We start from the raw sequence: 23,277 nt of genomic DNA on the forward strand, positions 1-23,277 counted from the left end.
TGATGTGAGATACAGGAAAATACTTTGGCCCAGATGTATTTTTATTACTCTGCGATGAATGCGGGGAAATCAACCACACTGCTGCAATCTTCTTTTAATTACCGGGAGCGCGGGATGAACCCGGTGATTTATACGGCGGCGATAGATGATCGGTACGGCATTGGGAAAATCAGTTCTCGAATCGGGCTGGAAGAGGACGCTTACCTTTTCAATGACTCTTCAGATCTGTTTCAGGAAATTGACCAGTTGCATCAGCAGATGAAGGTCGATTGCATTTTGATTGATGAATGCCAGTTTTTGTCGAAAGCACAGGCATATCAACTGACTGATGTAGTTGATTTGCTTGGAATTCCGGTTCTCTGCTATGGACTGAGATCTGATTTTAAAGGTGAATTGTTTCCGGGAAGCCAGTATTTACTAGCCTGGGCAGATAAACTGGTTGAACTGAAAACAATTTGTCATTGCGGTAAAAAAGCCAATATGGTGGTTCGGGTAGATGCGCAGGGGCAGCCGATTGCAGAAGGTGACCAGATTGATATTGGCGGGAATGACCGCTATGTCTCTGTATGCCGCCGACATTATAAGGAAGCGCTTGGGCGTCTTCCATCCTGACTTTCCTAGGGCAATGCTCTAAGCGTTAAAGACAGCGCAATGCGTCCAGTGTATGCTGATAATGGAATACATAACCACAGCGGCAGAGCTTGTCGCTGCTGATTTGTTTATCTTCCTGAGCAACAACCGGAGGCAAATCTGCTTCTGACGAAACGACATTTAAAGCAGCCTGATAGAATTCAGCTTTGCTGACGGTCTCCGGGGTTGTCACATTGAAAACGCCGGAAAGTTCTTTTTCAAGCACATAGCGAATGCTGCCGATGGCATCATCGAGATGAAGTATATTGGCTGGGGCCAGATAGCTGACTTGTTTGAGTTTTGGCACAAACCGGGCCGGGTGGCGTTTCGGACCGATTAAACCGCTAAAGCGTAGAATGGCGTAATCCAGGCCGCTGTCAATGACATGCTGCTCCGCGGTCAGCAAGACTTTAGCTGATGCGCTGAAATCGGGGTTCCCCTGAGCCTGTTCCAGACTGGCATCCTGTTCCGTCATTATGCCGGAGTGGTTGGGATAAACTCCGGTGGTACTGATCATGACCAGTTTTTCTACTCCGGCGATTTGACACTGTTCAACCAGATAATTCCAGTAGTGGGCGTATTCATCCTGTTTATGTTGTCGGAATCCCGGAGGAAAACAGCCGATGACAATTTCTGTGTTTTGTGCTGTAAGCGTTTCGGATAATGGTTGCTCGGGCTGCTCGAAATGGAAACAAAAACTACGGATCCCCTGAAGTCTCAGAGAATCCGCCCCTTCCGGCGTCGTCTTACTGGCAAAAACCCGGCAAGAGTCAGACAGATGTTGTGTCAGTGGTAAACCAAGCCAACCGGCACCAATGATTGTTACTCGTTTCATATTATATGCCGTTTTTATTCAGAGTCCTTTAGCGGAAGTTTACGGTGTCAGTACCCGGAGAATCCGGTCCGCATATTGAGCGACTTCAATGCCTTCATCCGTAAGATAACCACCATCCGGATGAGTACAGAGGTTTTTCTGGTACAGGCTTTCTACCGCATCCTGCGTTTTTTTCTCTGCGGTTTTATGAACTTTGATCCCAGTATCACGACTATTCAGATCAAACTGAAGCAGTAGATTGAGTTCATTGAGTTGCTGCTGATTAAATTTCATGGTCGTCTCGTCTGTTAACCCATAATATGGCATTACCATAGAAATAACTGCTTTTTATCGCAACATTTGAATGTTGAAAGTGTTATGTCGAGGGAGAATCATGAATATTCAGTGGTACTTATCTATTGTTGGTCTATCAATTTGAATGCAAAATAGGCAAACAATTCAAAAAGCAAAAAATTTATGTTGACTGCATGGGGTGAATCCGTAGAATGCAATCCCGTGTCAGAGAGGACGAGCAAGTCTCAGTACTCATCTGAACAGTGGCGCGTTGGCAGAGTGGCTATGCAGCGGATTGCAAATCCGTGGACCTCGGTTCGACTCCGGGACGCGCCTCCATTACTTCTATCTGTAAAGAAGTAAATGCGACACTAGCTCAGTTGGTAGAGCGCAACCTTGCCAAGGTTGAGGTCACGAGTTCGAACCTCGTGTGTCGCTCCAGATTCTCAGTACAGCTTCGGGTTGTATTGAAGATGGTGTTTCTCAAGTTCATTGAAGCATCGCAATAAGTAATTATTGTATGCCCTGGTGGTGGAATTGGTAGACACAAGGGATTTAAAATCCCTCGGCGTTCGCGCTGTGCCGGTTCAAGTCCGGCCCGGGGCACCATCAAAGTTAAAATGCGACATTAGCTCAGTTGGTAGAGCGCAACCTTGCCAAGGTTGAGGTCACGAGTTCGAACCTCGTATGTCGCTCCAGTCTTTTCCTCTTCTTAGGTTTTTCTCTGGACTATCTCTGTTTTATTTTTTTACTTGCTGATATCGTTTCAGATCAGATGAGTCGTTTCTTGCTTCCTGAATTGATTCACAGTGTTGCTTCCCTCAGGTCTTTTAACATCCAGATATCACAGCCGCTATGAATCGTGCCGGTGAGTGGTTGAGACAGATGGGTGAATCCAAACTGCTCGTAGAGTCGGATTGCTGAGTGCATGCTTGATAGTGTATCGAGATAGCAGCGGTGATAGTTTTTATGTCTGGCATAGTCAAGACAGGTTTGTACGAGTTGTTTGCCGATCCCGAGTCCCCGGCTTTCCGGGAGTAGAAACAGTTTTTTCAATTCACAAATAACCGGATCGCTGCCAAAAGGAGCAATTCCGCCACCGCCAATGATATTTCCGTTGAGTAAGGCGACAAAATAGCGGCTTCGGTGTTGATCCAGATAATGTTGGCTCATGTGCATGACTTCCGGATCTGAAGGACCGAAGCCATCTCCGATAGCACCATATTCCGAACCGACCTGTTGGATGATTTGGCAAATATCCGCATCCCATTTTGCGCAAATCGGCATAATTTCTACACTCATTGAAGACCATCCTGTCATATCTGATACGAATTATTGACTGGTTTCAGTCTATCAAAATAAATGCGTTATCAAATTAACAAATGTTAACCAATCAGTAAGGTTAATTTTTGAGCAGAAAATTGATGAATAAATGCTCAATAACCACATGAAAAGCGATTACAATTTGGCTTTGTAAGCGGCTTTGGGTACTATGTATAGCTATTTTATCAGACCTAAGAATTGTTCGGGAAACCGAGAGAACCTTTGTGGAAACTGCTGAAAAAGGCAGATGAGGAAACGATGCAACATCTACAAGAGATTATTGCCAATGCTAGTACGGCAATTCAGGCTGCTGACACGCTGAATGCGTTGGACGAAGTCCGTGTTCAGTATCTGGGTAAAAAAGGGGAGCTGACTGCTCAGTTGCAAAATCTGGGTAAATTACCGCCAGAAGAACGCCGGACAGCAGGGCAGGAAATCAATGCTGCCAAAAATACAGTTCAGCAAGCCATTTTTGCCAGAAAAGAAGAACTACAGCGTGCAGAATTAGAACAAAAACTGGCGGCTGAAACGATTGACGTGACGCTACCGGGACGCCGTATTGAAAATGGCGGTATTCATCCGATTACACGGACAATCGAGCGTATTGAAAGCTTCTTCGGTGAGCTTGGTTTTACAGTTGAGTCCGGCCCGGAGATTGAAGATGATTTCCACAATTTTGATGCATTGAATATCGCAGAAGATCACCCGGCGAGAACGGACCATGATACCTTTTTCTTTAACCCTAAATTAATGCTCCGGACGCACACTTCTGGTGTACAGATCAGAACGATGGAAGCCAGTCAGCCACCGCTTCGTTTTATTGCGCCGGGCCGGGTTTACCGGAATGATTACGATCAAACGCATACTCCGATGTTCCACCAGGTAGAAGGTATGCTGATTGATGAAAATGTAAACTTTGCTCATTTGAAGGGCATTCTGCATGACTTCTTGTGTAATTTCTTCGAAGAAGAGTTAGAAATCCGTTTCCGTCCTTCTTACTTCCCTTTTACTGAACCATCAGCTGAAGTGGATGTGAAGCGGAAAAATGGTAAATGGCTTGAAATTCTGGGATGCGGTATGGTTCACCCGAATGTTCTGCGTAGTGTTGGTATTGACCCTGAAAAATACTCCGGATTTGCTTTCGGAATCGGTATTGAGCGTCTGACGATGCTTCGTTATGGCGTTAATGATCTGCGGGCATTTTTCGAAAATGATCTGCGTTTCCTCAAACAGTTCAAGTAATTCAGGGGTGAAATTAGAATGAAATTCAGTGAATCATGGCTGCGTGAGTGGGTGAATCCGTCAGTAACCACAGACGAACTTGCTCACCAGATTACAATGGCGGGTCTTGAAGTAGATGATGTGATCGCCGTTGCCGGTACATTTACCGGTGTGAAAGTCGGACAGGTAGTCGAATGTGCCCAACACCCTGATGCTGACAAACTACGCGTTACAAAAGTTGATGTGGGTGAAGAAGCGTTACTTGATATCGTTTGTGGTGCACCAAACTGCCGTCAGGGGCTAAAAGTTGCGGTTGCTACGGTTGGTGCAGTTTTGCCGGGTGATTTTAAGATCAAGAAAGCAAAACTGCGTGGTCAGCCGTCTCACGGCATGTTGTGTTCATTCTCGGAGCTTGGCATCGATGTTGAGTCAAACGGAATTATGGAACTGCCCGCTGATGCCCCACTGGGAATGGACTTTCGTGAGTTCCTTAAATTAGATGATATGACGATTGATGTCGACTTGACGTCAAATCGTGCCGATTGTTTCAGTCTGCGTGGTCTGGCCCGTGAAGTCGGAGCCTTAAACCGAATGGATGTTACGGAACCGGTCATTCAGCCTGTTGAACCTTCAACTGATGCTCTGATTTCTATTGAAGTCAAAGCACCTGATGCGTGTCCCCGCTATCTTGGTCGTATTGTAAAAAATGTGAACATTGATGCTCAAACACCATTGTGGATGCAGGAAAAACTTCGCCGGAGCGGATTACGTTCCATCGATCCGATTGTCGATGTGACTAACTATGTCATGTTGGAACAGGGACAGCCAATGCATGCATTTGATCTGGCGAAGATTGATGGTGGCATTGTTGTCCGGATGGCAGAACAGAATGAAAAACTGACGCTGCTGGATGGTACTGAAGCAACGCTGAATAGTGATACTTTGGTGATTGCCGATCATCATAAAGCTTTGGCAATTGCTGGTGTCTTTGGTGGTGAAGGTTCCGGTGTCAATGAACAAACCCGGGATATTTTACTGGAGTGTGCATTTTTTGCGCCGGACAGTATCCGTGGGCGGGCGAGAAGCTACGGTCTGCATACTGATTCTTCCATGCGTTATGAACGCGGAGTTGATTATGCGTTACAAACCCGCGCAATGGAGCGTGCTACTGAATTGCTGGTGAGCATCTGTGGCGGTGAAGCAGCGTCTGTTGTTGTGGCTGAGTCTGAGCAATACCTGCCTCAGCCGGGAACAGTTACACTCCGTCGTGAAAAGCTCGACCGTTTACTGGGACACTTTATCGCTGATGAAGACGTCGTTGAAATTCTGACTCGTTTAGGAATGGAAGTTGCTGTCATTGATGGTGGCTGGACGGCTGTGGCACCGACATGGCGTTTCGATATTGCCATTGAGCAGGACCTGATTGAAGAAATTGGCCGTATGTATGGTTATGACAATATCCCACTTCAGGCTCCACAGGCTGCACTTACCATGAACCTGCACAAAGAGGCTGACTTATCGCTGAAACGTGTCCGTGATTTGTTAGTTGACCGTGGTTATCACGAAGCAATTACCTATAGTTTTGTTGAGCTGGAGCAACAGAAACTGATCGTTCCTGATGTAGAACCGTTGGTATTGCCAAATCCTATTTCTGCGGATATGTCAGCAATGCGGTTGGGATTGATTCAGGGATTGTTAAATACGGTTGTACATAATCAGAAGCGCCAGCAACCTCGTGTTCGTTTATTTGAGCATGGCTTGCGTTTTATTCCTGATCAGCTGGCCGATCAGGGTATCCGTCAGGAAGCGATGATTGCGGGTGTGATTGCCGGAACTCAGGGTGAAGAACATTGGGATCTGGAAAGCCGAACCGTTGATTTCTTTGACGCGAAAGGTGATGTGGAAGCAGTTCTTGAGCTGACATCAAACCCGAATGCGTATTCATTCTCTGCTGCCAGACACCCGGCATTACATCCGGGACAGACAGCCGCTGTGTATTATGAAGGCCGTCAGATTGGTATCATTGGTACGGTTCATCCGGAAATTGAGCGCAAGTTTGGCCTGAATGGTAAAACGGTTGTGTTTGAGATCGAGTGGAGTGGACTAAATCAACGTTTGATTCCAGAAATCGCATCGGTTTCAAAATTCCCTGCGAACCGCCGTGACATTGCTTTGGTTGTTGATCAGAACGTGACATCCGGAGAAGTGGTCGCAGCTTGCTCTCAGGCTGGTGGGCAGTTGCTTCAGGAAGCGAAGCTTTTTGATGTTTACGTTGGAAAAGGTGTTGAAGATGGGAAGAAGAGCCTTGCCATTGCTTTGACATTACAGTCAGTCGAGAGAACTCTGGAAGAAGCTGAAATTTCTGCTGCAGTTAGTGAAATTGTTGCTGTAGTCTCTGAAAAATATGGTGCAGTCCTTCGTGACTAAGTCCTTTGATTGAGTGACTAAACAGGCTGATGTGATACACATCAGCCTGTTTTTTTATGGTGAGGATAAATATTTAGACCTGATGGACAAACATATTTGATCTTCTGGCGTAATTTTGACATTATTATGATAATAATCAAATAGTTATGAAATAACTTTCTGTTGAATACTCTCGATTTTTTCGATTGAATAATCAATTGTCTGTGGATGAAATGTGATGTTCTCCCACAATCCTTACGATTAGAGTGTTTATTTTACAAGCGATTTAATAAAAAAGTTGGCGTAAATCAGAAGGTTGGCATACACTATTTACAATAAAGCCGATATGTTGTTGATTGGCTGAGTAAAAATGCTTTGGTGCTGTCATATCGACAGTAAGGTTCAATATAGCTTTGAGGGAAGTTTTATGGCGCTCACAAAGGCCGATTTGGCTGAAAACCTGTTCGAAAAGCTTGAGTTTAGTAAACGGGATGCCAAGGAAACGGTTGAAGCATTTTTTGAGGAAATCCGTAAAGCTCTGGAAAATGGCGAGCAGGTAAAACTGTCTGGCTTTGGTAATTTTGACCTGAGAGACAAGAACGAGCGTCCTGGTCGAAATCCAAAAACCGGTGAGGATATTCCGATTACTGCAAGACGTGTTGTCACATTCCGCCCGGGCCAGAAACTGAAAGCCCGCGTCGAAAATATAGAACCGAACGAAGAGTAATGAGTGATACATGAAGGTGTACAGGCGGTACGCTTTCATTGATGAATCTTATATTCTTTCCGGCTTCTAGCCTTTTGCCACTGATAAACAGTTCTACTGTAGACCTGTTCCAGTGGCTATTGTTTTTATATCAGAGAAGTTCTTCATGGATAAAGATTTCTGGCTCACAAAGTGGGCTTCAAATCGTATTGGTTTTCATTCGACTGATGTTAATCCGTTGTTGATAGAATACTGGCCTGCATTGTCACCAAAGGGAGATGAGCATGTTCTTGTTCCCTTATGTGGAAAGAGTGAAGATCTCGTCTGGCTGGCGTCGAAACACCAAAAAGTCATTGGTGTGGAACTCAGTGAAATTGCTGTCAGGGCTTTTTTTGCCGAGCACTTTTACCTACCGTTAGTGACACATATTGATTCATCTCATGTGTATTATGAATTTGACGAGCTAGAAATCTATCAGGGTGATGTATTCACAGCTCCACTTAGTGGCGTCGATCTGATTTATGATCGGGCGGCATTGGTGTCAATTGCTCCATCCCAGAGATATGCATATGCCCAGCGGTTATGTTCGTTGCTGAAACCGGGTGGAAGGATTCTTCTGATTACGGTAGATTATGTACAGGATGAATTAGCCGGACCACCGTTTAGTGTTGACGCTGAACAGGTACAACAACTATTTCCGGGGATGAAAACAATGTTACTTTGTCGTCAGGAAGCGGATCAGCATCATCCGAAGATTGCCAGACAAAATCTTACCCGATTTGCCGATGAAGTCTGGCTTATTGAAGCCTAGAGCATGTTGGTTGAAATGATAAAGGCCAGGTTATAAAGACCCGGCCTGTTTTTATTCTGCCATCATGTTTCATTTCTATTGTATTGTGGCTTTATACTGGCAGATTCATTGTCTTAGTAATGAATGATAATCTGACGGGCACATGCCAGAGCTGCTTCTTTGGCCTGCTCTACGTTTTCTCCTGTAGCCAGAGTTACTCCGAGTCTTCTTCTTCCTCCGATTTCTGGTTTAGCAAACAGGCGAAGTTGTGTTCCCGGTACAGTCAGTGCTGCTGCCAGACCGTCAAAACGAATATTGTCAGATGTTCCCTGACCAAGTAAAGCAACTGAAGCTGCCGGTTGATATTGAACGATCTGCTGAACCGGTAATCCGGTAAATGCGCGTACGTGCAGGGCAAATTCGGATAGGTTCTGAGAAGCCAGAGTAACCAGTCCTGTATCATGTGGACGTGGAGACACTTCGTTGAAGATGACTTGATCACCTTTTACAAATAGCTCAACACCGAAGATTCCGTATCCGCCGAGTGCTGTGACGACTTTACCTGCAACTTCTTGTGCATTTTTCAGTGCTGTTTCAGACATGGCCTGAGGCTGCCAGGATTCCCGGTAGTCACCATCTTCCTGACGGTGTCCTATTGGTGCACAGAAATGGATACCATCGACGGCACTGACAGTTAACTGGGTAATCTCATAGTCAAAGTCAATAAAGCCTTCCACGATAACTCTTCCGGCACCAGTTCTGCCACCTTCCTGTGCATAGTCCCAGGCTTTATCGATATCCTGTTCTGATTTGATGACACTTTGGCCTTTACCAGAAGAACTCATGACCGGTTTGACGACGCATGGAAGTCCCACTTCTGCAATAGCATCCCGGAAACTATCGTAGTTATCAGCAAAACGATAGGGTGAGGTCGTCAAAGATAATGTCTCAGCAGCCAGGCGGCGGATCCCTTCACGATTCATGGTCAGTTGGGTTGCTTTGGCTGTTGGTACGATGTTGATGCCTTCAGCTTCCATCTCAACAAGTGTTGCCGTTGCAATTGCCTCAACTTCGGGAACCACATAGTCGGGTTTTTCCAGCTCAATCACTTTACGTAGTGCATCACCATCCAGCATATTGAACACATGGCAACGATGAGCAACCTGCATTGCCGGTGCATTAGCGTATCGGTCACAAGCAATGACTTCCAGCCCCAGCCGCTGGCACTCGATAGCGACTTCCTTGCCCAGCTCTCCGGAGCCAAGTAGCAGAACTCGTGTTGCACTTTCTCTTGTCGCTGTCCCCAACATTATCTGATTTCCTCATTTCATTATGAAAACTGCGGCAATCATACTGGAATCGCCCCAAAAAGCAAACGTTTGCTTTTTGGGGAGGTTAAACATGAGAAGGGGGATTTCTCATGAATTATTAACTGGTTATGTTCAGAAGAATCTTATATTTGAATATATTCCAGTTGTATATTGGGGTCGATTTTTTGCAGGGTTGAACGGGTATCGTCCAGATGGGTTATCTTTCCGCTTTTCGTTTCGGCAAGGACAACACGTTTGATGTCATTAAATGCAGAGCCATGCATTCTGAGTTGTACCAGCGCGACCTGAAGTGGGGGAAGGCTGGGATTGAAAGCCGCATTTTCGGCATAGGCACCTAAAGAAACTCTCTGGTCCGTAAGTTCTATGGCGATACCACTAAAAGTATTGCTATATGGAGCATAGCTTTTGTTTAATGCTTTAATTGCTTCCTGTTTTAACGGATCTGAATATTCTGCATGGACTTGATGTGATTGTTCCCCCATCAAACCGGTCTGGATTCCCAGATCTAATGGTCCGAATGCCTCAGGAAGATAGTCATGCAATTTTTTAGCTTCTTTGCCGGGCAGTGTAATATGTAATGTGTCTGCGCCTGAGAGTTCATTCATAAACTGGCGGCAATGACCACAGGGTGGAGTATCGATGATGATGTCGGTCAGCCTTTTTTCTCCGGCCATCCAGGCATGAACGATTGCTGCCTGTTCCGCATGAATGGTTTGCCCTAGTTGCACGTTAGAGAACTCAATGTTGGCACCAAAGTACAGCGCCCCGGATTCTCCGAGGACAATCGCTCCGACCCGAAAATCTGAAATCGGTGTATATGCATAAGCAGCAGCCAGCGGTAGCAGATGCTGAGCGAGTGTCTGTGTGTCCATATCGGTACTGTGGGTCAGCTGCTCGACTTGTTGTGAGGTGAAGTAGGCAGAAAAGCTCGGATCTATGATGATATTCTCGACTTGCTTAGCCAGAGTGGCGGGAAACTGACTGAGAACAGTGAGTAAGTCTTGGGTCATATTTTCATCTCTTTCACAACTTCAGGTATTTCATACTAGCGTAGTTTGATTAATTTGTTGTGACTAAATTCTTATTATGCGACCAATAATTGTTTCAGTTTCATTAATATTGTGATTTATATCACCATATGGTGGGTGATAATAAATTCTATTATCAGTATGCGGTGTAACTTTATCCGGAAAACCGGAATACGACACGCAGACGTATTCCGGGATACTTCTATCTATTTATCACTACGGTTTCAGCGACTAATTCCGCCACTGATAAGGAGGCATCACAGTGACTTCGTTGACACTGTTGACTCCATTCCAGTTGTCATTCACCAGTCCGTAGAATGTGTTGTAAGATTTACTTGTGTAGTACTCTAAATCTCCAAGCAGGCGGACATTGCCACTGGCACTCTGATTATCGGAGAACCATCCCATCGGATAAAACGTTGATTCGACAACTGCATTGTCCCGAACATGGAACTGGCGTCCCCACATATAGTTGTTCGGAGCAACCCCAATCAGACTCATGGCACCGACAGTACTATTACCGGAAACAGTTCCATTCACAACCGTGGCATGATCAACGATTCGTGCATTACCTGAGACATTTCCTCCCAATACTTTGGCATAAGGGCCGACATAAACACTTGATGGTGTACCATTAACAGCACATCCGCCGCCATATGGATGCCGAACGGTACCGTTAGGGCAGGCGTCTCTGTTGCCATTCCGGAAGCCTGCCGGCCAGGCGCCCTGCATCTGTACCATATATGGATAACGGTAGATAGAAGGATATGGTGTGCCGTCAGATGTTCCTTCCCAGGTAATTTTTTGGTACTGGGTTGGCGCAGCAAGAACGACCAGATAAAGCTCTTCGTTGGAATTAACGGCAAAGCTTAATTGACCATCAGTACCACTTTTCAGTTCACTGTAACGGGGACGAGACAGACTGCTGTCGGTCGCTACCAGACCCCAGCGCCACCCTGAATTTGCACCGGACTGGGCGACACCACGAAATGTAATGGTTACATTTCTTGTGTTTGCTTCAGGATAGAGACGAATGACATTATAACCCCAACGCTGTGGTGCCCAGTGGTAAGGTGAAACAAAACGGTGATTGCCCTGCCACTGATTATCCATAGATTCCAGCTGTGTCAGGCGTAACCGGCGATGGGTATTGTTGCCTGGATCCTGATCAATGGCACCATAAGTGGAGCGGAACAGTGAACCTTTATTACTGCCATCCGGATTTCGGTAATCCCAGGTAACATTGTGCATTGCCCATTCACCGAACAGATCATTTAACTGTTCGATATTCCAGTTCTGGTTATACATGAGCTTTGTCCAGGGATCACGCCAGCCATATGGTGCGTCTTTTGTCCACATATTGTTGACGACTTCATGACCAAACTTATCTTTGAGGTACTCGAAGAATTGCCAGTTACAGTAACGGTCCCGGGTGTTGCCATAATGCAGATGAGGGGCATTGGCCAGCATTTCACTGCAATGGAGATTGGTCGGGAAGACCTGATGAGCCATCCAGTTGGCATGACTTTCATAAATCCAGCATGCGACGCCACCACATTCAGGGAATGCCGGTGTTAGAGACTGAACGCCATGTGCGAATTCGTGAGCAAGTCCCCAGCCGTCTGCTGCTGTTCCGGGGCCGACCCACATGCCCATATTACTATGACCATTGCTATACCAGCCACCGCCGGACAGACCATAGTTATTACCAAAATGGATACCCGCTTTGTATTTTGCTGACGAGTTACAGTAAGGTTCCTGAAAATTGACTGTGTCGCCGAAGTAGATGTCCCAGATACTTTCCAGCGTATTCAACGCATTCCAGGCTTGGGACTGATTGATGTTCGTGCCGTCAGCCCAGTAAGTGGCAAAGTGTGCACTTTCTATTCTGAGCGGTGAACCGTCGGTTCCGGTGGCAGCTGGAGCAACCCAGTTACCGGCGACACACGACTGGGCGGCATTCACATTACTGGCAGAAGCCAGCAACATCAGGGTGAGACCCAGCATACTGACGATGTTAACTATATTGTATTTCTTATATTTCATTTCGTATTATCCTCATGAATGAGTTCATGATGATTATATGAAACAAGATGCTTTTGATTGATTTGTTTTTGTACGTTTTTTGATCTACCCCTAATCTTTTTTTACAGTATGGATACTGTATTTAAAATATTCATTTATCGTATCGCATCAATTAGATATGACAGTACATTATCGGTTAGTTTGTCAATAACTACATCTGCATATTACTGACTACACCATAATGCGAAGACATATGCCAACGGTGCCAGTACAGAAGTAATAATACCGCAGAGAACCAGAGCAAGAGAGCTGAATGCTGCATCTCTGGGATCATTTTCTACACAGCTTGCTGTCCCCAAGGCGTGAGAGACACTTCCCATCGTGAGCCCTTTTGCGATCGGATGGGTGATATTCAGAAACCGGTAAATCGGGTATGCGAAAATAGCGCCGAACAGGCCGACAATCAGGACTAAAATCGCAGCAATTGACGGTTCTCCTCCCAGATTACTGGTGATTTCCATCGCAATCGGTGTGGTGACTGATTTTGCCAGCAAAGCGGCAATGAGAGGCATATCCGCATGAAATAATATCGCAATCAGCGCTGTCGTGAGCATAGACATTACACTGCCAAAAACACAGGCAAACAGGATGATTCGCCATTTGGCCCGAATTTGTGGTAATTGCTCATAAAGTGGGTAGGCGAGAGCAACGACAGCGGGTTGTAGTAAAAAGTTGACCCACTGATTGTCTGCTGCATAGGTTTGATAAGGAACGTGAAAATAGATCAGGATACCGATAAGAATTGCCACACAAATCAGTAGAGGATTCGCAAGCGGTGTCTGGCATTTTTGGCACAGCCAGCGGACGGCAAAAAAGATAGCAATAGTAATAAAAAGCCACATTTGTGATATTCCTCAGTGATGTTCTTTTTTCAGCATGCGATCCAGTAACAGACCCATACCGACCAACACAATGATTGTGCCACCAACAGCACTGGCAAAAATAGGTAACGCATTCCGGACAAGTGTATCGAAATGAACCATCAGGCCGACACTGATTGGAACAAAGAGAAAAACCATATAGCGGATAAACAGTGAAGCGCCCGGTTTTACCCAGGTGACCGGCAGTAGTCCGCTGGAGAGGGCAATAAACAGAATCAGCATTCCCAGAACGCTGCCCGGAATGGAAAGATGTAACCAGACCTGAAGAAGGGTTCCGAGCCACAGAGAAGTAAAGATTGCTCCAAAAGAGACAACATATTTGAGCAGTGAGATTATCATGTCGATTTCCGAAATTAGCGGATATTCATCTTCACTACATGAAAGCCTTATCCATAAAAAGACCAGCATGAAGATAATATCCGGCGAGTAAATCCACTACGATGTCAGGCTGGCAACGTAATGGTAGATTGATTTCAGTATCTGCATCTTGTGCGCATCCTGCTCATGTTCATGAGCAAGATTTTCCAGACGCAGAATATAATCATCCATGTGCTGAGAGAAGTAGTCCTGACAGTGGGATTGCCACTGTTTCTGTTCCGGCATTGTGAGTGTCTCCGGATAATTTCTGGCCCGATAACGGAACAATAGCGGTTTGATACGCGGATCCTGAAAAGAAATGGATAAATCCTGCAATGCATCAGGAGATGTTTGCCGGATGATTTCCATCGCCGCTTTATCGGCAGGATTGAAGAAGCCGCTGTACAGCTGCGTGTCTACATCGGAATCCGTGGTATAGTCTTTTTCTTCACTAAAAATCTGTACCAGCTTCTCTCTGATTTCCGGGTGTTGTTTGATCAGTGCTAAATGATGCAGACACTTGTCTCTGTCGATTCCTATCGAGCTGGCGTTCTCTGCTGTCAGCGTTTTGGCCGGAGCAAGGATCGGGCATTTATTCAGATGCACCAGTTTAACCGGGACAGGGAGTTCATCCTCTTGTAAATCATCATGTTTGGTATAGAGACGTCCCCGAAGCGCATCAGCATCCAGATCAAAAAGTGGTTGTGGATCTTTTGCCAGGTCAACCATGATCACGGCATTTTTATTCTGAGGGTGCCATGCGAGTGGAACAACCCAACTGGTGTATTGACAGTGACTTCCCAACATACCGGACACGTGCATCAATGGTGTCATGCTGACAATATCGATCAGGTCGTTCAGCTTACGCTTATGGCGCATACTGCAAAAGTAATCAAATAATTTGGGTTGTGCCTTTCTGATAACTTTTGCTAGTTCAATGGTCGCGTAAACATCAGCCATCGCATCATGCGCGTTGGCATGTTCGATACCATTCGCAACGGAGAGATGTTCCAGTTTGAAGCTGGTAGTTCCATCCTCATTTTGAGGCCACTCAACACCTTCCGGGCGAAGTGCATGACAGGCTCTGGCTACATCCAGCAAGTCCCAGCGGGAGTTACCGTTCTGCCAGCTCCATGCATAGGGGTCGATAAAATTACGGTAGCAGGTATAGCGGGTGATCTCATCGTCAAAGCGAATATTGTTATAGCCCAGACTGGTTGTATTGGGTTTTGCCAGTTCCTGATGAATACGGTGGATAAATTCCGGTTCGGATAAACCTTTGGTATTGGCCTGCTGTGGTGTAATGCCGGTAATCAGAGCTGCTTCCGGTGCCGGAAGGTAATCTGCCGGAAGCTTGCAAAAGATGACTAATGGTTCTCCGATGACATTGAAATCCGAATCGGTCCGGACACCGGCAAACTGGCAAGGGCGATCTTTGGCAGGGTGCGTTCCCCAGGTTTCATAATCAAAAAAGAAGAATGTCGGTTGTTCGCTATTTTTCATATATAATGTGTTGATTAAATTAGTTAAATCAACCAGTTGAATGAATACGATGGGTCATCGGGCGAATAACGGAACCGAATAGTGGAGAAGCCGTTTTCAAGGCAAGAATGACTCTTTCGTATTGTTTATTTCAATGGCAAGCATACATAGTTCTGTTGCAACAAGTATCCGGTAATCAGCCTTAGAAAAGCAAGACAATTCATGAATGTTGACCGTCGGGGCATTGTCAGTGCAGAGAATTCTATCACTTTGGGTTTGAAAATAAAGTTTGTGGCGGAATAACACTAATTCTGCAAATGAACTAATTATTTTGATGGATGTAGTGGAACAACCCCTTTCTATAAATAAGCAGTAAAACATGGATGCCTTTGTTTAAGCGTAGCAGGATGTTTTTGGTCATTGTGGAATTAGATCTGTCAGGATTATAAAACGAATGTGGCTGGTATCACCTGTCCGGTTAGGCTGAGGGTTTTCAAATGTTCTCATCAGTGTCAGAAAAGATACGGAGTCAGGAGACTCCGTATCCGCGAGCTGAGGTTATAATTTGATCTTCTTAATCATACCGGCCTCGGCGTGACCTGGGATATTACAGGCGAATTCAACGTTCCTTTCGCCATGAAAATGCCAGATCAACTGTTTCGCTTTTCCCGGAGCGACAGTCACGGTACTGCCGGAGTCATGTTGATGATGGCTGTTTGCAGTTTTCATCATTTCACGATGTTCAAGTTGCTCTTGCTCTGAGCCAATCGAGAATTCGTGAACAATTTTGCCGGTGTTGATCACGACGAATTGCACAATATCATCCGGTTGAATGTTCACCTCTTTTTTGAAGGTGATTCTCATGTTGTCATCTAATATCACGTGGACCACTTTGTCTGGTTTGGCCCCGGTTGCCGGCATGCCGACTGCGGACATTCCATCCATGTCCATCATTTCAGAGTGCTCCATGTTGGTGCCGCCACTCATCTGGTTGTTGTTCATTGTATCGTGATCTGAACCGGAATGTTCCATGTGGGCAAATGTAGTTGTTGCCGTGAGGGTCAGTACGATTGCGATTAACATTTTTCTCATTAGAGTTTCCTTAGTTGTTACGGAACATTTTCCACAGAACATCTATTTAGCCTGAGTGACTTCCCGCTGTTTCCATAACTTAAAAATAGCGGGTAAAACAAATAGTGTAAGTATGAGGGCCGAAGCCATACCACCGATCATCGGTGCGGCAATACGTTGCATGACTTCTGACCCGGTGCCTTCCCCGTACATGATCGGGATTAAACCGATGATTACTGTCATAACAGTCATCATGACCGGACGGACACGTAACCCTGCGCCTTCATGTATTGCCTTGTTGAGATCATCTCTGCTTAAAGGGAGTTTGTCTTGCTGGGCATCGAGTTTTCTGGCGTGCCAGGCCTGATTAAGATAAACCAGCATGATGACACCAATTTCAACGGCGACACCAGCCAGAGCAATAAAGCCGACTCCGACAGCAATCGAAAGGTTATAGCCGAGGGAATACATCAGCCACAGCCCCCCGACCATCGCGAGTGGCAATGTTGCCATGATAATAAGTACTTCACCCAAGCGACGGAAGCTGAAGTAAAGCAGCATCATGATGATGACAAGTGTGATGGGGACAACCATACTCAACCGGTCTTTGGCCCGTTCCATATATTCATATTGTCCGGACCAGGTTAACGCATATCCCGGTGGTAGCTTGAGTTTTTGGGCCACTACTTGTCGCGCTTCTGAGACATAGGAGCCAAGATCCCGTTTTTCAATATCAACATATACCCAGCCATTGGGACGGGCGTTTTCGGTTTTAATCATCGGCGGACCGTCTTCATAGCGAATGTTTGCAACATCAGCTAACGCAATACGTGCTCCATTCGGTGTGACCAGCGGGAGGTTTTGCAGCCTGACGACAGAGTCACGGTAATTTTGTGGGTATCGGACATTAATCGGATAGCGTTCCAAACCTTCGATTGTTTCACCGACGTTCATTCCACCGACAGCTGTAGCAACGACCTGCTGAATGTCTTTAATACTTAGTCCATACCGGGCAGCCTGACGGCGTTGAATATCTACTGTGATATAACGGCCACCGGCAACACGCTCTGCGTAGACGGAAGCCGTACCGGTAATATCGTTGAGAATTGGCTCCAGTTGTGCACCTATTTCTTCAATCACATTCAGTTCCGGACCAACGATTTTGATACCAATCGGAGTTTTGATACCGGTTGCCAGCATATCGATACGGGTTTTAATCGGCATCACCCAGGCGTTGGTCAATCCGGGAAACTGGATAAGGTCATCCAGCGTTTTACGCAAAGACTGTGGAGTAACTCCTTCACGCCACTGGTGACGAGGCTTGAACTGTATCACGGTCTCAATCATGGTAAGCGGGGCCGGATCCGTTGCGGTTTCTGCCCGGCCGATTTTGCCCCACACAGTTTTCACTTCTGGTATGGTTTTGATCAGTTTGTTGGTCTGTTGCAGTAACTCCCGCGCTTTACCAATTGAAATTCCCGGATAGGTTGTCGGCATATACATCAGATCACCTTCATCCAGTGGCGGAATGAATTCGCTGCCCAATTTACTGGCCGGATAATATGCTGAAAACATCAGCCCTGAAGCAATAACGATCATCAGTTTCGGGTAATTCAGACTGAGGTTGAGCAGAGGACGATACAGACCAACTAATATGCGGTTGACCGGGTTTTTATGTTCAGGCAGTACCTTCCCCCGGATAAAGTAACCCATCAAAACAGGAACCAGAGTGATCGCCAGTCCGGCAGATGCAGCCATCGCATAAGTTTTTGTGAAGGCGAGTGGTGAGAACATCTTGCCGGACTGACCTTCCAGTGCGAAGACAGGAACAAAGCTTAAGGTAATGATCAGTAATGAAAAGAAAAGCGGTGGCCCGACTTCCTGAGTTGCTTCAGTGATAATCCGCCAGCGGTTCTTATCGGTTAGTGGAGTGCGCTCAATATGTTTGTGAACGTTTTCAATCATCACAATTGCACCATCAACCATGGCTCCTATCGCAATTGCGATCCCGCCTAATGACATTATATTGGCGTTGATCCCTTGCCAGTGCATGATGATGAAAGCGACCAGAATGCCGACGGGCAGACTGAATGCGATGACCAGAGATGAGCGGATGTGAAACAGAAACAGTGCACATACGATCGCAACGACAATGAATTCTTCTGCCAGCTTTTTCCAGAGATTCTCAACAGCGGAGTGAATCAGGTCTGAACGGTCATAGACCGGTACAATTTCCACGCCATCCGGCAGGCTGCGCTGTAAGCTTGCCAGTTTATCTTTCACATCACTAATCACACGGCTGGCATTTTCACCGAAGCGCATTACGATTACACCTCCGACAGCCTCTCCCTCACCATTCAATTCGGAAATACCCCGGCGCATCTGAGGGCCGAGTGTAATATCCGCAATGTCTCCCAGTAACAGTGGTGTGCCTTTTTCTGTAACTTTCAGAGGGAGTGACTGAATATCCTGAATTCCGGTCAGATAGCCGGTTGTCCGTACCATATGTTCAGCTTCTGCGACTTCAATCACCGATGCTCCGCTCTCCTGATTTCCGTTCTGAATCGCCATATTCACCTGTTGCAGTGTCAGGTCATAAGCCCGTAATTTGGCAGGATCAATCTGTACCTGATACTGCTTGACCATTCCGCCAACGGTAGCCACTTCAGAAACGCCGGGAACCGTTTGCAGTTCATATTTCAGAAACCAGTCCTGCAGGCTGCGTAGTTCTGCTAAATGGCGTTGACCGGTTTTATCCTGTAATACATAGCTGAACACCCAGCCCACACCGGTTGCATCTGGACCTAAAGTTGGTTTAGCGTTGTCCGGTAGTCTCGGGGCTACCTGGCTGAGATACTCCAGAACACGGGAACGTGCCCAGTACATATCCGTCTTATCATCGAAAATGATGTAGACATATGAGTCGCCGAAGAAGGAGTAACCCCGTACAGTTTTGGCTCCGGGAACTGCCAGCATTGCCGTGGTTAAAGGATAGGTGACCTGATCTTCAACGACCTGAGGTGCCTGACCCGGATAACTGGTTTTGATAATAACCTGTACATCTGACAGATCCGGAATGGCATCGACCGGAGTGTTCTTTACGCTGTAAAGTCCGGCTAAAATCAATGCGAATGTTGCGATAAGCACAAGAAACCGGTTATTGACCGACCAGCGAATAATTGTATTAATCATTGTGCCCCCTCAACCGGTTGGAGTTGCTGCAGAATATATTCAGAATTTTGTCTGCGAACTAGAAATCGGACCCGGTCACCTTCAGCAAAGCCGGATAAGTCCACTTTGTCCCCTACGGAAAAATTCATTTCACCAGAATCCCAGTTCCATTCTGCGACCGGTTGGTGCTTCAGCGTGATCATGCCGTAATCTTTCATCAGAGAACTAATATCTCCGTTTAGCCATACCTCTGCTGAGATAACGGTATCTCCGATCTTGAAGTCGATGATTTCATATCCACCACTTGCGGTTTTCTTTAACTCAAAATCAATGGCTTGACCCGGTTGCAGATTGTCTGCCTCAATGTTGTCAGCGAGTGTGAAATTCATGACCATTCCCGGCCAGTCCCACTCTGGTACCGGCTGGTGATTAATCGTCAGCATCCGGTGTTCTTTCATGACATCGGTAATTTCACCGGAAGCCCAGGCGGTTTGTGCCTGAGATGTGACACCGTTAATCCGAGACAAATCCGCAGACTGACTGGACTCTGAATCCAGCAGGAACTGAGCAGAGGTAACGACGCGGTCGTTCTTTTTCAGTCCTTGTAACACTTCGATGTTATCTCCGTCTTCGCGGCCAGTAGCAATTTGGGCCGATCGATATTTGCCGTCACCTTCTGCCAGAACGATCCGAGTCATACCACCGGAGTGAATCACCGCAGATTTAGGAATAGTCAGGACCGGTTTTTCTGTGACCGGCTGCAACGCGATGTTTGCGAACATATTGGGTTTAAGATCACCGTCGGGGTTTGGAAACTTGAGGCGTACCCGTAACGTCCGGGTTTTGGGATCCAGAATCGGGTAAACATAATCAACTTCACCTTGCCACTCCCGTCCCGGAATCGCATCTAAAGTCATTGTTGCCAGACTTTTCGCTTTGACCCAATGGGCCTGACGTTCAAACACTTCAGCATCAACCCAGACCTCGTTGAGTGGGCCGGCACTAATCACTGCCTGGGCTGGTGACAAATAACCGCCTTCCCGGATGTTCAGGCTGGCAACGACGCCATTTGCCGGAGCTTTGACTGCGATGGATCGGGAAACCTGATTATTTTTGAGGATGGATTGAATTTGCTGACGATCAACACCCAGAGTAACCAATCGTTCGGTTGCACCTGCAAGCAGATTACGGCGTCCGGTTCGGTTTGCGTTCAGTAACTCTTCCTGAGCTTTTACCAGTTCCGGAGAATAAAGAGTGAACAGAATATCGTCTTTGCTGACCTGTTCACCGACAGTATTGACGTAAAGCTTTTCTATCCATCCTGCAACCCGGACATTGATTTGCCATAAACGGCTTTCGTCAAAGGCGATATAACCGACGGTTTCGATGCGGGGAGAAAGTTGTACCAGTTCGGCAGAGGCTGTTTTGACACCTAAATTGTTTTCAACCGATGGGTCGATTGTCACTGTGCCCGGCTGTTTATCAGTGTCGGAACTTTCTGCATAAACAGGAATGAGATCCATCCCCATTGGGGACTTGCCGGGCTTATCCCGTTTATAATTTGGATCCATTGGGGCGACCCAGTAGAGTGGTTTGTTCTCTCCGGAGGGGACGGTTTCTTTTGTCATGGTTTTTTGTGAAATTGCATGTTGTGAGATTTTCGGAACGGAGAAAATATATTGGGAGCCAAAGCCCAGTGATGCGCCGATAATCAGTGCCAGCGTGGCAACTTGTGTTGTTTTCATTCGTATTCCTGCCTTGTTATTGTTTTACCGGAGTAATTGCTGATAGTGGCTTTGCTGCCGGAAACTCGTAACTGCCAAGTAGTTGCGCCAGACGGCTATTGACAATATTGAGGTCGGTTAACAGACGCTGATGTTCCAGTTGTAATGACAACTCATCATTACTGGCCGTGATAACATCATTAAATTGCGCGGTATTGTTCTGATAACCGCGTTCAACCGCGTGGATCCGGGCTTTCGCCTGAGGCAGTAAGGTGGATTGATAATGTTGAATGCGTTGATTCAGATTTTTATGATCAGCCAGTAATGCATTGACCTTTGCGTTCATCTGAGTTAACAGCACATCTTTTTGTGACTGGGCTGCTCCAACCTGATACTGGGCTGCTGACAGCTTCCGGTCCTGTCGGTTTCCGGTAAAAAGAGGAATATCCATGGTCAGATAGGCACTGACTAAATCAGAGGCTGGTTCGCCTCTCATATTGTTAGATTGTCGATAGGCATACATCACTTCGATACCGAACTGGGGTGTGTAGGCTTGTCTGGCAATATCGACCTGAGTCTGACGGGCAGTAATGGTAGCGTCTGTCATTCTGACCATCGGATGCTGGTTCAGATACGGGTAATAGGAGTATAAATCGGTATTATTATCGAGTTGTTGTTGTAGTTTTGACCAGTCTAGATGGTTGCTTGCCTGTAAATTACGGCCGGTAGCCAGCCAGTCAGAGCCTAACCATTCGGAAAGCTGGGCGATCAGGCGTTGCTGACGTTGTTTGTTGGTCTGAAGTTTTTCATCCAGTCTTGAAACCTGAAGCTGGGCGTTAAGGAGATCCTGAGTTTCACTTTTTCCTATTGAATAATTGGTTTGAATAAACTGCTCCATCTCTTGCATCAGTTGCCGGTTTTCAAGTAAAACCTTTTCTGCAATTTGCTGATATCCGAGTTCCAGCCAAAGCAAAACCATACTGTTGATCACATCCAGCTCCCGGGCAGCCGCTTGCAGCTCCGTACCATTGGCCTGCTGGTTGGCTTTTCTGTGACGCAAATCGAGCGTATCACCCCGCCCAAATTGTTGCATGATGCCGATAGAGAGGTTGGTCATGGGATCTTCATCGAACTCGAAGCTGTCAACGGGTAATCCGGTTACGCCGACTTTGAGTTTCGGATCCATCCATGTTGCATCGGCGATCCCGGTTTCGCGGATGGCCTGAGCCTCGGCAAGAAATTGTTTTCTGTTTCCATCGTGATTTAATGCGATCTCAATCAATTGAGGTAAAGACGTTACGGTAGATGACTGAACTGTATTTTGCGATATCGTATCGGCATACACAGTCGAATTCATCCAGGCCGCTGCGCTGACGGACAGCGCAAGAATGCATGGTTTGATATTCACTTTTATATCCATTGTTGAGCGCTAACGCGCACGTAGACACCCCCGCATGACATAGTGCGGAGAAACGACAACTGTTTGGTCTATTGAAGCAATGGAATTAAGCGATCGGAGGCCTGAAAAGGGATTGACTACGATAAACGGCATCGCCGGACAGCATCATCTTGAAAAGAGCCAGTCGACCGTTCAGGGAAGTGAGTTCATCGATTTGAGGAATAACGGCAAGGACATTGATACATCCCGAATCGCAACAGTAGTGCTCCGATTTCGTATCTACATCACAATGGCTGTTATCCGCCATTTGATCCGGTCTGGGCGTTGATTGATGCTGATGGGTGTGAGGTATGCTTGCCTTGGATCGTGCACTGTCTGAAATCTGAGAACTTGTCAGGATAATACTTGAAGCGAAGACGGACACAAGCAGAGCCATCAGTGCAATCAGCGTAATCCAGGTTGTACGGCCAACAGATAAGTGCATAAACAACAATAAATGAAAAATTTTGCATATATTAAAGGTTTACGCAGGGTAAAGGTCAAGCCGAATTTGTATCTGTCTGT

Annotated in this window: 19 protein-coding genes and 4 tRNA genes; 9 read left to right on the plus strand and 14 right to left on the minus strand. The window is 46.4% G+C overall.

The window, feature by feature from the left end; genetic code table 11:
- Window positions 1–24 precede the first annotated feature (24 nt).
- Window positions 25–612 carry a thymidine kinase gene (locus OCU74_RS06875; RefSeq protein WP_087479024.1) on the plus strand — a complete coding sequence of 196 codons (588 nt, stop codon included), beginning with the start codon at window positions 25–27 and terminating at the stop codon, window positions 610–612.
- 25 nt (window positions 613–637) lie between these two features.
- Here the strand turns inward: OCU74_RS06875 and OCU74_RS06880 are convergent, their stop codons facing one another.
- Together OCU74_RS06880 and OCU74_RS06885 are read right to left on the minus strand one after the other, a co-directional pair.
- A complete protein-coding gene (locus OCU74_RS06880) occupies window positions 638–1,465 on the minus strand; it encodes an NAD(P)H-binding protein (RefSeq protein WP_087479025.1) in 828 nt (275 codons plus the stop codon).
- 39 nt (window positions 1,466–1,504) lie between these two features.
- A complete protein-coding gene (locus OCU74_RS06885) occupies window positions 1,505–1,738 on the minus strand; it encodes a TIGR02647 family protein (RefSeq protein WP_087480047.1) in 234 nt (77 codons plus the stop codon).
- Between the two features lie 265 nt (window positions 1,739–2,003).
- Here OCU74_RS06885 and OCU74_RS06890 point away from each other — a divergent pair.
- From OCU74_RS06890 to OCU74_RS06905, 4 genes are all read left to right on the plus strand, one after another.
- Window positions 2,004–2,077 (plus strand) — tRNA-Cys (locus OCU74_RS06890).
- A 26-nt stretch (window positions 2,078–2,103) separates the two neighbouring features.
- Window positions 2,104–2,179, plus strand: a tRNA-Gly gene (locus OCU74_RS06895).
- Window positions 2,180–2,260: 81 nt separating this feature from the next.
- Window positions 2,261–2,347 (plus strand) — tRNA-Leu (locus tag OCU74_RS06900).
- Window positions 2,348–2,360: 13 nt separating this feature from the next.
- Window positions 2,361–2,436: transfer RNA gene (locus tag OCU74_RS06905), tRNA-Gly, on the plus strand.
- A 106-nt stretch (window positions 2,437–2,542) separates the two neighbouring features.
- Here OCU74_RS06905 and OCU74_RS06910 read toward each other — a convergent pair.
- Window positions 2,543–3,040, minus strand: coding sequence for a GNAT family N-acetyltransferase (locus tag OCU74_RS06910; RefSeq protein ID WP_087479026.1), 498 nt, complete (start codon window positions 3,038–3,040; stop codon window positions 2,543–2,545).
- Between the two features lie 279 nt (window positions 3,041–3,319).
- Between OCU74_RS06910 and pheS the strand changes: the two genes are divergently transcribed.
- The 4 genes from pheS (at window position 3,320) to OCU74_RS06930 (ending at window position 8,205) form a co-directional block, all read left to right on the plus strand.
- A complete protein-coding gene (pheS, locus tag OCU74_RS06915; RefSeq protein ID WP_087480048.1) occupies window positions 3,320–4,303 on the plus strand; it encodes a phenylalanine--tRNA ligase subunit alpha in 984 nt (327 codons plus the stop codon).
- An 18-nt stretch (window positions 4,304–4,321) separates the two neighbouring features.
- Window positions 4,322–6,709 carry a phenylalanine--tRNA ligase subunit beta gene (gene pheT / locus OCU74_RS06920; RefSeq protein WP_087479027.1) on the plus strand — a complete coding sequence of 796 codons (2,388 nt, stop codon included), beginning with the start codon at window positions 4,322–4,324 and terminating at the stop codon, window positions 6,707–6,709.
- Window positions 6,710–7,115: 406 nt separating this feature from the next.
- Window positions 7,116–7,415 carry an integration host factor subunit alpha gene (ihfA, locus tag OCU74_RS06925; RefSeq protein ID WP_087479028.1) on the plus strand — a complete coding sequence of 100 codons (300 nt, stop codon included), beginning with the start codon at window positions 7,116–7,118 and terminating at the stop codon, window positions 7,413–7,415.
- 145 nt (window positions 7,416–7,560) lie between these two features.
- The gene (locus tag OCU74_RS06930) at window positions 7,561–8,205 is read left to right on the plus strand and encodes a thiopurine S-methyltransferase (RefSeq protein ID WP_087479029.1); all 645 of its coding nucleotides are present in this window, start codon (window positions 7,561–7,563) and stop codon (window positions 8,203–8,205) included.
- 113 nt (window positions 8,206–8,318) lie between these two features.
- Here the strand turns inward: OCU74_RS06930 and purT are convergent, their stop codons facing one another.
- The 11 genes from purT to OCU74_RS06985 all read right to left on the minus strand — a co-directional run bounded on the left by purT (window position 8,319) and on the right by OCU74_RS06985 (window position 23,197).
- Window positions 8,319–9,494: a formate-dependent phosphoribosylglycinamide formyltransferase gene (purT, locus tag OCU74_RS06935; protein WP_087479030.1), complete on the minus strand. Its 1,176-nt coding sequence runs from the start codon at window positions 9,492–9,494 to the stop codon at window positions 8,319–8,321.
- A 143-nt stretch (window positions 9,495–9,637) separates the two neighbouring features.
- Entirely contained in the window at window positions 9,638–10,525 is an 888-nt protein-coding gene (gene cdd / locus OCU74_RS06940; protein ID WP_087479031.1) for a cytidine deaminase, read from the minus strand.
- Window positions 10,526–10,774: 249 nt separating this feature from the next.
- Window positions 10,775–12,589, minus strand: a complete 1,815-nt coding sequence (locus OCU74_RS06945) for a DUF6055 domain-containing protein (RefSeq protein WP_087479032.1) — start codon at window positions 12,587–12,589, stop codon at window positions 10,775–10,777.
- 203 nt (window positions 12,590–12,792) lie between these two features.
- Window positions 12,793–13,470, minus strand: coding sequence for an LrgB family protein (locus tag OCU74_RS06950; RefSeq protein WP_087479033.1), 678 nt, complete (start codon window positions 13,468–13,470; stop codon window positions 12,793–12,795).
- A gap of 12 nt (window positions 13,471–13,482) precedes the next feature.
- A complete protein-coding gene (locus tag OCU74_RS06955; protein WP_087479034.1) occupies window positions 13,483–13,848 on the minus strand; it encodes a CidA/LrgA family protein in 366 nt (121 codons plus the stop codon).
- A gap of 96 nt (window positions 13,849–13,944) precedes the next feature.
- Window positions 13,945–15,369, minus strand: a complete 1,425-nt coding sequence (gene sbcB / locus OCU74_RS06960) for an exodeoxyribonuclease I (RefSeq protein WP_087479035.1) — start codon at window positions 15,367–15,369, stop codon at window positions 13,945–13,947.
- A 537-nt stretch (window positions 15,370–15,906) separates the two neighbouring features.
- On the minus strand, window positions 15,907–16,440 hold the full coding sequence (gene copI / locus OCU74_RS06965) for a copper-resistant cuproprotein CopI (RefSeq protein ID WP_087479036.1): 534 nt from the start codon (window positions 16,438–16,440) through the stop codon (window positions 15,907–15,909).
- A gap of 42 nt (window positions 16,441–16,482) precedes the next feature.
- Window positions 16,483–19,611 (minus strand): efflux RND transporter permease subunit, encoded by a 3,129-nt coding sequence (locus OCU74_RS06970; protein ID WP_087479037.1) that lies wholly within the window; start codon window positions 19,609–19,611, stop codon window positions 16,483–16,485.
- Window positions 19,608–21,335, minus strand: coding sequence for an efflux RND transporter periplasmic adaptor subunit (locus OCU74_RS06975; protein ID WP_087479038.1), 1,728 nt, complete (start codon window positions 21,333–21,335; stop codon window positions 19,608–19,610). The genes OCU74_RS06970 and OCU74_RS06975 overlap by 4 nt, the downstream gene beginning before the upstream one ends.
- A gap of 16 nt (window positions 21,336–21,351) precedes the next feature.
- Window positions 21,352–22,734, minus strand: a complete 1,383-nt coding sequence (locus OCU74_RS06980) for a TolC family protein (protein ID WP_087479039.1) — start codon at window positions 22,732–22,734, stop codon at window positions 21,352–21,354.
- Window positions 22,735–22,819: 85 nt separating this feature from the next.
- Window positions 22,820–23,197, minus strand: a complete 378-nt coding sequence (locus tag OCU74_RS06985; RefSeq protein ID WP_087479040.1) for a hypothetical protein — start codon at window positions 23,195–23,197, stop codon at window positions 22,820–22,822.
- Between the last annotated feature and the right edge of the window lie 80 nt (window positions 23,198–23,277).

The organism is Vibrio mangrovi (assembly GCF_024346955.1).
GTDB classification, from domain to species: Bacteria; Pseudomonadota; Gammaproteobacteria; order Enterobacterales; family Vibrionaceae; genus Vibrio; species Vibrio mangrovi.